Raw genomic sequence first — 11,692 nt, forward strand, 5'->3', positions numbered from 1 at the left:
CCGGGGATGAGCACCACTCCCGGTCCCGCCCGTCCGCACCGTGTCGGCGAACGATCAACGGCCCTGCCGTTTGGCCGCCTTGCGGGTGGCCCGCAGCCACTCCTTGTTCATGCCGGTGATGGACATCAGCGGAATGCCCTTCGGGCAGGCCGTCGCGCACTCGCCGGTGAGCGTGCAGCCGCCGAACCCCTCCTCGTCCATCTGCGCCACCATGTCGAGCACCCGGGTCTCCCGCTCGGGAGCTCCCTGTGGCAGCACGTTGAGGTGGTTGACCTTGGCGGAGGTGAACAGCATCGCCGCGCCGTTCGGACACGCGGCCACGCACGCCCCGCATCCGATGCACTCGGCGTGCTCGAACGCGAAGTCGGCGTCCGGCTTGGGCACCGGGGTGGCATGCGCCTCCGGCGCGGAGCCGGTGGGCGCGGTGATGTAGCCGCCGGCCTGGATGATTCGGTCGAAGGCGGACCGGTCCACGACCAGGTCCTTGATCACCGGGAAGGCCGCCGCCCGCCACGGCTCGATGTCGATCGTGTCGCCGTCCTTGAAGGACCGCATGTGCAGCTGGCAGGTGGTGGTGCGCTCGGGGCCGTGCGCGTCGCCGTTGATGACGAGCGAGCAGGCGCCGCAGATGCCCTCGCGGCAGTCGTGGTCGAAGGCGACCGGGTCCTCGCCCCTGAGGATGAGTTCCTCGTTGAGCGTGTCGAGCATCTCCAGGAAGGACATGTCGGAGGAGATGCCGTCCACCTCGTACGTGGACATGGCGCCTTCGGTGTCGGCGTTCTGCTGCCGCCAGACGCGCAGGGTGAGCTTCATGCGTAGCTCCGCTGGGTGGGGTGGACGTACTCGAAGACCAGGTCTTCCTTGTGCAGGGACGGGGCCTTGCCCGTACCCGTGAACTCCCAGGCGGCCGCGTAGGAGAACTCGTCGTCCTTGCGGGCGGCCTCGCCGTCGGGTGTCTGGGACTCCTCGCGGAAGTGGCCGCCGCAGGACTCGGCGCGGTGCAGCGCGTCGAGACACATCAGCTCGGCGAGCTCCAGGTAGTCGACGATGCGGTTCGCCTTCTCCAGGGACTGGTTGAACTCCTCGCCGGTGCCCGGCACCTTGATCCGCCGCCAGAACTCTTCGCGGATCTGCGGGATGCGCTCGAGGGCCTTGCGCAGTCCGGCGTCGGTCCGCGCCATTCCGCAGAACTCCCACATGAGTTCGCCCAGTTCGCGGTGGAAGGAGTCGGGGGTGCGGTCGCCGTCGACGGCCAGGAGCAGGTTGAGCCGGTCCTCGGTCTCCGCCAGTACCTCCTGGACGACGGGGTGTTCGGGCGTGACCCTCTCCTGGTGCGGGTTGCGGGCGAGGTAGTCGTTGATGGTGGCCGGCAGGACGAAGTAGCCGTCGGCCAGGCCCTGCATCAGCGCGGAGGCGCCGAGCCGGTTGGCGCCGTGGTCGGAGAAGTTGGCCTCGCCGATCGCGAACAGTCCCGGGACGGTGGTCTGCAGGTCGTAGTCGACCCAGAGGCCGCCCATCGTGTAGTGCACGGCGGGGTAGATCCGCATCGGCACCTCGTACGGGTTCTCCGCGGTGATCCGCTCGTACATGTCGAAGAGGTTGCCGTACTTCTCCTCGACCTTCGCCCGCCCCATGCGCTCGATGGCGTCGGCGAAGTCCAGGTAGACGCCCTGCCCTCCGGGACCCACTCCCCTGCCCTCGTCGCAGACGTTCTTCGCGGCGCGGGAGGCGATGTCGCGCGGGACCAGGTTGCCGAAGGACGGATAGATGCGCTCCAGGTAGTAGTCGCGCTCGTCCTCGGGGATCTTGTTCGGGGGCCGGGTGTCGCCCTTGGCCCTGGGCACCCAGATCCGGCCGTCGTTGCGCAGCGACTCGCTCATCAGCGTGAGCTTGGACTGGTGGTCGCCGGTGCGCGGGATGCAGGTGGGGTGGATCTGGGTGAAGCAGGGGTTGGCGAAGTACGCGCCGCGCCGGTGGGCCCGCCAGACGGCGGTGGCGTTGGAGTTCATGGCGTTCGTCGACAGGTAGAAGACGTTGCCGTAGCCGCCGCTGGCGAGTACGACGGCGTCCGCGAAGTACGTGTCGATCCTGCCGGTGATCAGGTCCCGGGCCACGATTCCGCGCGCCCGTCCGTCGATGACGATCAGGTCGAGCATCTCGGTCCGCGGGTGCATCTCCACGTTCCCGGCCGCGATCTGCCGCGACAGCGCCTGGTAGGCACCGAGCAGCAGCTGCTGTCCCGTCTGGCCGCGCGCGTAGAACGTACGGGAGACCTGGACACCGCCGAAGGAGCGGGTGTCGAGCAGGCCGCCGTACTCGCGTGCGAAGGGCACGCCCTGGGCCACGCACTGGTCGATGATCTCGACCGAGATCTGCGCGAGCCGGTGCACGTTGGACTCGCGTGCGCGGAAGTCGCCGCCCTTGACGGTGTCGTAGAACAGCCGGTGCACGGAGTCACCGTCGTTGCGGTAGTTCTTGGCCGCGTTGATGCCGCCCTGCGCCGCGATCGAGTGGGCTCGGCGCGGGGAGTCCTGGTAGCAGAACTGGACGACGTGGTAGCCCTGTTCGGCGAGGGTGGCGCCCGCGGAACCGCCCGCGAGTCCGGTGCCGACGACGATGACCGTGTGCTTGCGGCGGTTGGCCGGGTTGACCAGCTTGGCCTCGAAACGGCGCTTGTCCCAGCGTTCGTTGATCGGGCCGGAGGGTGCCTTGCCGTCGGTGACGGGAGCGCCGGTCTCGTAGTTCGCGTAGTCCAGGTAGCTTGTCATGTCAGCTCACCACTCCGGTCATGACGCCCACGGGTACGGCGACGAAGCCGGCCGTGAGCAGCAGCGCCAGTACGTTGGCGACGGTCTTCAGGGCGCGGTCGCGGGTGCGGCTGCCCGCGCCGAGGGTCTGTGCGGCGCTCCAGAAGCCGTGCCTGATGTGCAGGCCGAGCGCGAGCATGGCGACGATGTAGACGACGTTGCCGTACCAGGTGGAGAAGGTGTCCACGACGTTCTGGTACGGGTGGCCCTCCTGGAAGCCGCCGGAGTGCACGGTGCCGGTGGTCAGGTCCAGGAGGTGCCAGACGATGAACAGGCCCAGGATGATCCCGCCCCAGCGCATGGTGCGCGTCGCGTAGCTCGCCCGTGGCTTCCTGTGCACGTACTTGCTGGGGCGCGCCCGGATGTCGCGGCGGCTGAGCTGGTAGGCGGACGTGGCGTGAGCGACCACGGCGACGACGAGGGCGATCCGGATGAGCCAGAGCGTCCACTCGTAGTGCATGAAGGGTTCACCGACGGTGCGCAGCCAGTGGGCGTAGTGGTTGAACTCGCCCGCCCCGAAATAGATCTTCAGGTTCCCGATCATGTGCGCGACCAGGTACAGCAGCATGATCAGGCCGCTGACCGCCATCACGCTCTTCTTGCCGACGGTGGAGTCCCACACGGTGCGTGCCATGGACGGCCGTCGGTCCGTCCGCGTTGCCAGAGCCATGGGTCAGAACGCTAGGGCCGAAGGTCCCGATCGGTCCAAGACATGGTCCGGCTCGTTTCCATAGGCTGGGGCTATCCTGAAACCATGCAGTTCCAGCAGCTCCAGTACTTCGTGGCGGTCGCCGAGACCCGGCACTTCACCCGGGCCGCCGAGCTGGTCCACGTCGCGCAGCCGTCCCTGTCCCAGCAGATCAGGGCGCTGGAGCGGGAGCTGGGGGCGGATCTGTTCCTGCGGGCGCGGGGCAACATCACGCTCACCGACGCGGGTGAGGCGCTGCTGCCGCTGGCCCGCCGGATCCTGGCCGACGCCGACACGGCCCGGCACGAGGTGCAGGAGCTGGTGCAGCTGCGCGGCGGCCGGGTCCGCCTGGGCGCCACCCCCAGCCTGTGCACCGGCCTGCTCCCGGACGTGCTGCGGGCCTTCCACGACCGCTATCCCGGCATCCGGCTGCTGATCGAGGAGGGCGGCTCGCACGACCTCGTACGGGAGCTGGCGCGCGGTGCCCTCGACCTCGCTCTGATCGTGCTCCCCCTCCCACCCGCCTCGCCCGCCCTGACCACGGTGGAGCTGCTGCGCGAGGACCTGGTGGTGGTCTCGTCGCCGGAGGAGCCCGCACCGGGCCGGGACGGGCGGGTAGTGCACATCGCCGATCTGGAGGGCGAACGCCTCGTGATGTTCCGGCACGGCTACGACCTGCGCGAGCTCACGGTCGCCGCGTGCCGCTCCGCGGGGTTCGAGCCGGCCTTCGCGGTGGAGGGGGGTGAGATGGACGCGGTACTGGGGTTTGTCCGGGCCGGGCTCGGCGTGGCCGTGGTGCCGCGGATGGTTGCCACTCGGGCCGGGCGGGGGCTCAGGGTGACGCCGCTTGCCCGGCCGGGGCTGCACCGGACGATCGCGCTGGCCCATCGCAGCGACGTGGCTCCGCCGCGGGCCGCTCGTGAGCTGCAGCGGATGCTGCTCGAGCGGTGAGGCCGCGCTCCGCCCGGACGCGTCTGCCTCGCAGGCACCGTCCGGTACTGCGGGTACGTCGTGGCCTGTCGCGCCCACGCGGCGGGGCCGCACGTCGATACAGCCCCGCTCCCCTGGGGCGCCACAGCGCCCCTCGGCCCCACGGGCCGGCCCCGCGCCCCTTGCGGGGCGCTGCTCTCACCCCGTCGCGTCCACCAGCGCCAGTTCGTGCAGGCGCTCCGGTGGGCCCGGGCGGGCGTAGTACCAGCCCTGGGCCGTGTCGCAGCCCAGTATGCGCAGTTGCTCGGCCTGGGCGCCGGTCTCCACGCCCTCCACGGTGACCGCGAGGTCGAGACTGTGGGCGAGCGAGACGATGCCCTCCACGATCTTGAGGTCGACGGGGTCCGCCGGGAACTGCTGCATGCTCTGGGTGAACGAGCGGTCCAGCTTCAGGATGCTCACCGGCAGCCGGCGCAGGTTCGCCAGGTTGGAGTACCCGGTGCCGAAGTCGTCGAGGGCGATGTCGACGCCCATCTCCGCGAGCCTGCGCAGCGGTTTGAGCAGGTCGTCGTCGGCTCCGATGAGCGCGGACTCGGTGACCTCAAGGCACAGGGAGTCCGGCTGGACGCCCGCGCGTTCGAGGATGTCCACCGTGTCCTGGACCAGTCCGGGATGGGTGAGCTGGCAGGGCGAGAGGTTGACGTTGATGCGCAGCGGCCCGGCGGTCGTCTCGTCGACGTACCGTTCGCGCCACTCGCGGGCCTGGCGGACGGACTCCTCCAGGACCCAGCGGCCCAACGGCACGATCAGCCCGGTGTGTTCGGCGAGCGGGATGAACCGGTCGGGCCCGAGGACGCCGTGCTGCGGGTGCAGCCAGCGCACCAGGGCCTCGGCGCCGCGGACGCTGCCGTCGCCGAGGTGGACCAGCGGCTGGTACTCGATGAAGAACTCGCCCCGGTCCAGGGCGGCGGGCAGCGCGGTGGTCAGGCCGTGCCGGGTGATGGCACGGGCATCGGCCTCCGGGTCGGCGAGCTCGAAGCGGTTGCCGCCCGCCGACTTGGCCCGGTACATGGTGATGTCGGCGCTGCGCAGCACCTCGGCCGGGGTGCGCTCGCCCGCCGGCCCCTCGACGATGCCGATGCTGCCGCGCACGAGCAGCTCACGGCCGTCGATGCGGATCGGGGTGACGAGCGCGTGCATGATGCGCTCGGCGAGCTCGTCGACCTCGCGCTCGGTGCCGGGTCCGGTGGTCAGCGCCACGAACTCGTCGCCGCCGAGGCGTGCCACCATCTCGCCGGGCGCCGTCGCGCAGGACTGGAGCCGGTCGGCCACCTCGACCAGCAGCCGGTCACCGGCCGCGTGACCCAGGCTGTCGTTGATGGTCTTGAAGCCGTCGAGGTCGAGGTAGCACAGTCCGAAGCGCTGGCCCTCGCCCGCGCCCAGGGCCTTCTCCAGGCGTTCGAAGAACAGGGTGCGGTTGGGCAGTCCGGTGAGCGCGTCGTGCGTGGCCTCGTAACGCAGCCGGAGGTTGAGCAGCCGCCGCTCGGTGGTGTCCTCCATGAGGGCGAGCTGGTACTGCGGACTGCCGTCGGCGTCGCGAAGCAGGGAGACCGTCAGATTGGTCCACAGGACCGTTCCGTCGGGGCGGTTGAAGGCCTTCTCCACGTGGTAGTGCTCGCGTTCGCCGCGGACCAGCTCGTCGTAGAGCTTCCAGGTCTGGGGCGCGTCCTCGGGGTGGGTCCACTCCATGACGTTGCGGCCGCGCACGCTCTGCTCGGAGCCGCCGAACATGCGCAGCAGCGCCCCGTTCACCTGGAGGACGTTTCCGTCCAGATCGGCGATGCCGATGCCTATGGCGGCGCCCTCGAACACCGCGCGGAAGCGGGCCTCGCTGGCGTGCAGCGCCTGCGCGACCACGCCCTGGGCCCGCAACGCGGCCTGCGCGATGGCCTCCTGTTCGGCCAGGGTCCGCTCGCGCAGCGCCTGGGCGAACCCGGCGGCCATGGAGTGCTGCAGCCGCGAGGAGCGCATGCGCATCTCGTCCTGGGGGCGGTCCTCGCCGCAGTAGAGCACGAGGTAGGCGTCGACGCAGTCCAGGGTGCGGGTGAGCGCTTCGGGGTCGGTGCAGTGCGCCTCGATCAGCGCGGCGCCGACCGCCCTGGCCTCGTCGGCGGCGAAGTTGCGTGCCCGCAGCGCCTCGCTCAACCGGCGTGCGAGCGGCAGGAGTTGCTCCTCGAACTCCGGCCGGGTCAGCGACGTGGAGGTCACCGGGAACACGGCCCGGCTCCAGATCGTCGCGAACCGGCGCAGTCTGTCCTCCGGCCCGTCCGGCTCCGCGGTCACGCCGTACGCCCCACGCCGGCGAAACCGGAGAAGGCGTAGGGATCCTCGTCCTCCGGCGCCGCCTGAGGCCGCCAGCGCGGCATCGGCACCAGCCCGGGTTCCACCATGTCGTACCCCTCGAAGAACCGCGCGATCTCGTCGCGCGAGCGCATGATCAGCGGGTTGCGAATGTCCTTGTATACGTCCACCGCGCCCTCCGCCCGCTCGGGTGGCAGCGGGATTCCCTCGTACGAGGCATGCGTGAGGATCAGCAGGCTGCCGGGCGCGAGCGCCTCGCGCAGCTCGGCCACCGCACTGTACGGGTCGTCCGCGTCTTCCACGAAGTGCAGTATGGCAACGAGAAGCAGCGCCACTGGCCGATTCAGGTCGATGAGACGTTCCACCTGGGGGCTCGACAGGATCTCCTGCGGCTTGCGGAGGTCGGCGGCGACGACGTCGGCGGCCTCGTTGCCCGCCAGGACCGCCTGGCTGTGCGCCACGGCCACCGGGTCGTGGTCGACGTACACGACCCGGGCGCCGGGCCGGGCCGCCTGCGCCACCTCGTGCACGTTGCCGAACGTCGGGATGCCGGAGCCGACGTCGAGGAACTGGTCGATGCCCTCCTCGGCCGCGAAGCCCACCGCCCGCCGCATGAAGGCCCGGTTGGCCTGCATGATCTTGGGGAGTCCCGGCATGAACTCCATGGCCTTGCGGGCCGCCTCGCGGTCCACCTCGAAGTTGTGCGATCCGCCCAGGTAGTAGTCGTAGATACGCGAAACGCTCGGCACCGAGATGTCGATGCTTCGTGGGGCCCAGGCGGGACGCTCCATGTATCTCTCCAAGGCGTAGGCGACAGGTCAGGCGATCCGGTGTTCGAGCAGAGGCTACTGATCGCCCGCCAAAGGAGCGACCCGAACCGGAAATTGACCGTCCGTTCCCGGTCACTGCCTGCGGCACGTGCCCGTCCGACGCCGCTCGGTGACCGCCCACAGCACAACGATCCGCCCCCTCCGGTGCGGTGCGGAGGGGGCGGATCCGTGGTCACGCGCCGATTGTCGTGTCGTGCGTCCTGCACTCTCGCTTGTCCTCGTCCCTCCCTTCCGCGGTGGTCCGATACGACATGGGCGAGGCGATCAACCCTGGGGAGGTGATCCTTACTTCGACGCGCCGACCAGCTTGCCGTCCGGGCGGACGGCGTACCACGTGCCGCCGACGCCCTGACCGTTGGTGTCCCCGGCAGCCTTGTCGCCGGAGAAGGTGTAGATGGGCCAGCAGTTGACCGTCATCTGCTTGGTGCCGGTGTCGGGCCGGGTGAAGCCCATGAGGCCCTTCTTCGCGACACCCTTGGTGTCGTCGGCCTTGACCTCGGCGACGGCCGGCCACTTCTCCAGGCAGGCCCCGGTGCAGTTGGAGACGGACTTGGGCCACGCCTTGTCCTTGATGAAGCGGTAGACCGTCATGCCGTTCTTGTCGACGACGATCTCGCCGAGCTTGGCGTCCTTGCGGGTCGACAGGCCGGGCTGGTCCGCGAGGGTCGCCTTCTTGCCGTTGGGGGCGAGCGCGAACCACTTGCCGCCCACGCCCTGGCCGCTGACGTCACCGGCGTTGACGTCCTTGGCGTAGCGGTACGCCGGCCAGCCGCCGATGGTCAGCTGCTTGCTGCCGTCGGAGCGGGTGACCTCGCCGAGCAGCGCCTTGTCGATGCCCTCACCGGCCGTGGCGTCGTCCGCGGGAACCGGCGGCCAGGTCTTGGCGCAGTCGCCGTTGCAGTTCGTCTTGGGCGGATTCGCGGTGTCCGCGTCGAATCGGTACAGGGTGAGGCCGGCACCGTCAGTCAGCACCTTGCCCAGGTCCGGGTTGGCGGCCACGGACAGCTTGCCCGCGGGGGCCGCCGCGGCGGGAGAGCTCGAGCTCTGGCTGCCGTCGGCGCCGTATCCGTTGCCGGCGGTGGTGCCGGTGCCCGTGCCGGAGTTGCCGTAGTCACCCGCCGCCGCCGTCGCGCCGACGTTCTGGGCAGCGGACGACGGAGTGGTGGGATTGTCCTGACCGCACGCCGTCGTGAGCATCAGCACAGACGCGGCCACCACCACGAGTGAGGCGCTCCGCCAGGAGGTCTTCATCGTCAACTCCCCATTATCGCCTTGATATTCGCAGCGCCTCTGTGTCGCCGCACGACCATGGGTACGGACGGAACCGGCCGGTGTGTTCAACCGGCGCGCAAATTTCTTTCCACACGCCGTGACGCGCCCGCCCCGCACCCGGTGCGATCCCCGGGCGCAGATCGCACGTCCGTACCCCCCGGCCGACCGCCGTGGCCTGTCGTTCAAACCGCCGTACGGCGTCCTTCCCCCCTTCGGGGCAATCGCCCGGCGCTCCGGCGTGGGACGCCGTTCCGCTGCCCATGATCTCCGTCGTGCATGGACCCGAACGGACCCGATTCGCGCCCGCCACAAGGGTGTTGCCCGTGCTGGCGCTGACATGGATCCTCGCGGGCTGTCCGGCCGGCCCGGCGGCTGCCGACGCCTGCGCGGTGGCCTCGACCGGCCCGGACGGAACGGTCGCGGTGGCCGTCGCCGGCGACGGCTCCTGGCCCGAGCCCCCCGCCTGCCCGACGCCCACTCCCCCGCCCCCGCCCTCCCCCACGCCCTCCCCCACGCCCACCCCACCACCACCGCCGAAACCGCCCCCCACCCCGCGTCCGACCCCACCACCGCCCCGGCCGGCCCCCGTCCCGGCCCGAAGGCCCGCCCCGACGCCACCCCCGTCGCCCAAGCCGGCCCCGCGGCCCTCACCGACGCCGGTGAGCTTCCCGGCGTACCACCCGAAGCCGACCGGCGCGACGGCGCACAACCGCACCTCCCCGGTCACTTATGTCCTGCTCATCACCGTTCCCGCGGTGGTCGCGGTCGCCGCGCTGCGTCCGCGCTGACGCTTCGCGTTTCCGAGCACCGGAGCGCCGAAGCGCCGATTCACTCTCTGGAGGCACCTGTTGTCGGAATGGCTTGTTCTCGCCCTCGCGATGCTGGGCGCGTGCGCCGTCGTGGTCGCCATCACCTTCGTACGGCACCGCACCGCCGCCGAGGACGACGACCCCAGTGAGACCCCGGATGTCATCGAGTACATGACCATGTGGATCGGTGTCGTGTACGCCATCGTGCTGGGACTGGCCATCGCAGGGGTGTGGGAGGCGCGCAGTGCCGCCCAGGACCACGTGCAGGCGGAGGCCCAGTCGCTGCACGAGATCTCGGAGCGGGTCCGGGTCTATCCGCCCGACGTCCGCGACCGGATTCGGGGCGATGTCAACGCCTATGTCGGACACGTCGTCACCACCGAGTGGAAGGCGATGGCCGACCACGGCCGGCTCACCTCCCGCGGCTCCGAACTGCTCGGCCGCGTCCGCCGGGACGTCACCGACTTCCAGCCGAAGACGGATTTCCAGGCGCAGGCGTACCAGCCCCTGGTCGACCAGGTGAGCGCCGTCGACCAGGCGCGCAACGCCCGGGCCGACTCCACCGGGGCGACGATGCCGGACGTGGTGTGGTTCGGGCTGCTCACCGGCGGAGTGATCACCGTGGCCATGGTCTTCGCGCTGCAGATCAGACGCACCGGACGCGAGCTCATCCTCGCCGGGCTGTTCTCCGCGACGATCGCCTTCATGCTCTTTCTCATCTGGGACTTCGACGCTCCCTTCAGCCGGGGCATCGCGGCGACGGCCGAGCCGTTCCTGACGTTGTTCCCGCACGCCAGGGGTTGACGGCCGAAGTCCCGCGGGCGCGCCGCGCCCTCACCCGAGCGGCCCACGGACATGACCCGTTCGCGCCACTGCGATCGCGCCCGTGGGCCCGCTTTCCTAGCGTTCCGATCATCGAGGTGCATGTCCATCGCGGACGGAAGAGACCCGCAGCTGCTCCTCGGGACCGGAGGAAACACCATGCGCGCGATACGCGTCGCTGCGGCCGCCCCGCCGGGGTCCGGCATCCTCGTCCTCTCCCGCTCCGCACCGGCCGCCGTCGCCGAAGGCGGTGACGGCGCTGCGCCGTTCGGCCTCCGTGTCGAGCCGGGCACCGTCGCTGCGGGCGACCGGGTGACCCTGAGCCTGAACCGGGACGGCCGCAGGGGGACCGCCACGGTGTCCTCGGGCATCTTCGACACGGTCCGCATCCCGTCGGGCCGGTCGTCGGCGACCGCCACCGCGGCCCGGGACGTACGGGCGGGCTCCGCTCACCGGGTGACGTTCAGCTGCGACGGGGCGAGCGGCTCGACGGATCTCGCCGTCACCGATGGCCGCTCGGATCTCAACCCGCGGCTCCTGCCGCCGCTGTCGGACGTGTCCGCCCAGCGGGGCGTCCAGGCCGGCGAGGGCGGCAGCCTGGCCGGGTTCGACCTCAAGGAGGTCGCCCCGGGCGCGGTGCTCGTCACGACGTCGGTGGCCACGGCCTACGGCCTCGCGCACCGCCGCTGCGGCCAGGACGGTGGCTGACCGTGCCGCCGCCGACCGCACAGGCCTTCGCCCCTGGAACCGTCAGGGGTCCGGGGCGAAGGCCTGTCACCGTGCGCCGTGCTCTCCGAAGGGGCCGTCCGGGGAGAGGGGCCGCGCCCGGTCAGATCCGCTTCTCGTGCCTGCGGCGCAGCCAGAACACCCCGCCGCCGATCACCGCCGAGGCGACCAGCCCGCCGCCGATGGCCACGTCCGTCTTCGTCGCCCCGGACGAGATGCTGCCGCCGAGACCGCCGCGGACGCCGCCGATCACGGTGAAGGCGCCCGGGCGGATCAGGCTGCGGCCGTTGCAGTTGACGGTGATGTCGTACTGGCCGGGCTGTGCGTCGTTGTTGACCGTCGCGACGCCCCTCGCCGTGTCGTTGCCGCCGTTGTCCCGCGACAGCGAGACGGTACGTAATCCGCGCGAGACCGCCGTGCCACACACCCGGCGGCCCTCCACACCGC

Annotated in this window: 11 protein-coding genes; 4 read left to right on the plus strand and 7 right to left on the minus strand. The window is 70.8% G+C overall.

The features are described from left to right. Window positions 1–54 precede the first annotated feature (54 nt). From ACFW2E_RS28590 to ACFW2E_RS28600, 3 genes are read right to left on the minus strand one after another with little or no spacing between them, the layout of a single operon-like run. Complete coding sequence (locus ACFW2E_RS28590) at window positions 55–813, minus strand: succinate dehydrogenase/fumarate reductase iron-sulfur subunit (protein WP_384469945.1); 759 nt, start codon at window positions 811–813, stop codon at window positions 55–57. Continuing rightward, window positions 810–2,768 carry a fumarate reductase/succinate dehydrogenase flavoprotein subunit gene (locus tag ACFW2E_RS28595; protein ID WP_384469946.1) on the minus strand — a complete coding sequence of 653 codons (1,959 nt, stop codon included), beginning with the start codon at window positions 2,766–2,768 and terminating at the stop codon, window positions 810–812. Before ACFW2E_RS28595 ends, ACFW2E_RS28590 begins: the two co-directional genes overlap by 4 nt. 1 nt (window position 2,769) lies before the next feature. Further along, on the minus strand, window positions 2,770–3,441 hold the full coding sequence (locus tag ACFW2E_RS28600; protein WP_384469947.1) for a succinate dehydrogenase: 672 nt from the start codon (window positions 3,439–3,441) through the stop codon (window positions 2,770–2,772). A 120-nt stretch (window positions 3,442–3,561) separates the two neighbouring features. Here ACFW2E_RS28600 and ACFW2E_RS28605 point away from each other — a divergent pair, with 120 nt between their 5' ends. Further along, window positions 3,562–4,446: a LysR family transcriptional regulator gene (locus ACFW2E_RS28605; RefSeq protein ID WP_384469948.1), complete on the plus strand. Its 885-nt coding sequence runs from the start codon at window positions 3,562–3,564 to the stop codon at window positions 4,444–4,446. A 177-nt stretch (window positions 4,447–4,623) separates the two neighbouring features. Here ACFW2E_RS28605 and ACFW2E_RS28610 read toward each other — a convergent pair whose 3' ends face one another. The 3 genes from ACFW2E_RS28610 to ACFW2E_RS28620 form a co-directional block, all read right to left on the minus strand. Further along, window positions 4,624–6,768: a putative bifunctional diguanylate cyclase/phosphodiesterase gene (locus ACFW2E_RS28610; RefSeq protein WP_384469949.1), complete on the minus strand. Its 2,145-nt coding sequence runs from the start codon at window positions 6,766–6,768 to the stop codon at window positions 4,624–4,626. Beyond that, window positions 6,765–7,577, minus strand: coding sequence for an SAM-dependent methyltransferase (locus ACFW2E_RS28615; protein WP_384469950.1), 813 nt, complete (start codon window positions 7,575–7,577; stop codon window positions 6,765–6,767). The genes ACFW2E_RS28610 and ACFW2E_RS28615 overlap by 4 nt, the downstream gene beginning before the upstream one ends. Before the next feature lie 324 nt (window positions 7,578–7,901). Then, a complete protein-coding gene (locus tag ACFW2E_RS28620; RefSeq protein WP_384469955.1) occupies window positions 7,902–8,867 on the minus strand; it encodes an SCO0930 family lipoprotein in 966 nt (321 codons plus the stop codon). Between the two features lie 680 nt (window positions 8,868–9,547). On the opposite strand from ACFW2E_RS28620, the gene ACFW2E_RS28625 reads away from it, so the two are divergent. The 3 genes from ACFW2E_RS28625 to ACFW2E_RS28635 all read left to right on the plus strand — a co-directional run bounded on the left by ACFW2E_RS28625 (window position 9,548) and on the right by ACFW2E_RS28635 (window position 11,227). Next, on the plus strand, window positions 9,548–9,676 hold the full coding sequence (locus ACFW2E_RS28625; protein ID WP_384469951.1) for a hypothetical protein: 129 nt from the start codon (window positions 9,548–9,550) through the stop codon (window positions 9,674–9,676). A gap of 60 nt (window positions 9,677–9,736) precedes the next feature. After that, the gene (locus ACFW2E_RS28630) at window positions 9,737–10,501 is read left to right on the plus strand and encodes a hypothetical protein (RefSeq protein ID WP_384469952.1); all 765 of its coding nucleotides are present in this window, start codon (window positions 9,737–9,739) and stop codon (window positions 10,499–10,501) included. A 177-nt stretch (window positions 10,502–10,678) separates the two neighbouring features. Continuing rightward, a complete protein-coding gene (locus ACFW2E_RS28635; RefSeq protein ID WP_384469953.1) occupies window positions 10,679–11,227 on the plus strand; it encodes a hypothetical protein in 549 nt (182 codons plus the stop codon). A gap of 121 nt (window positions 11,228–11,348) precedes the next feature. Here the strand turns inward: ACFW2E_RS28635 and ACFW2E_RS28640 are convergent. Beyond that, window positions 11,349–11,692, minus strand: a 344-nt coding sequence (locus tag ACFW2E_RS28640; RefSeq protein ID WP_384469954.1) for a hypothetical protein, incomplete at its 5' end; no start/stop codon positions are given.

This window comes from Streptomyces sp. NPDC058964 (genome assembly GCF_042741275.1).
Classification (GTDB): Bacteria; Actinomycetota; Actinomycetes; order Streptomycetales; family Streptomycetaceae; genus Streptomyces.

What these genes read in the sequence shown, in the direction of transcription:
- ACFW2E_RS28635 (WP_384469953.1), top strand. Translation starts at nt 10,679, where the DNA reads ATGCGCGCGATACGCGTCGCTGCGGCCGCCCCGCCGGGGTCCGGCATC.
- ACFW2E_RS28605 (WP_384469948.1), top strand. Translation starts at nt 3,562, where the DNA reads ATGCAGTTCCAGCAGCTCCAGTACTTCGTGGCGGTCGCCGAGACCCGG.
- ACFW2E_RS28615 (WP_384469950.1), bottom strand. Translation starts at nt 7,577, where the DNA reads ATGGAGCGTCCCGCCTGGGCCCCACGAAGCATCGACATCTCGGTGCCG.
- ACFW2E_RS28620 (WP_384469955.1), bottom strand. Translation starts at nt 8,867, where the DNA reads ATGAAGACCTCCTGGCGGAGCGCCTCACTCGTGGTGGTGGCCGCGTCT.
- ACFW2E_RS28595 (WP_384469946.1), bottom strand. Translation starts at nt 2,768, where the DNA reads ATGACAAGCTACCTGGACTACGCGAACTACGAGACCGGCGCTCCCGTC.
- ACFW2E_RS28600 (WP_384469947.1), bottom strand. Translation starts at nt 3,441, where the DNA reads ATGGCACGCACCGTGTGGGACTCCACCGTCGGCAAGAAGAGCGTGATG.
- ACFW2E_RS28590 (WP_384469945.1), bottom strand. Translation starts at nt 813, where the DNA reads ATGAAGCTCACCCTGCGCGTCTGGCGGCAGCAGAACGCCGACACCGAA.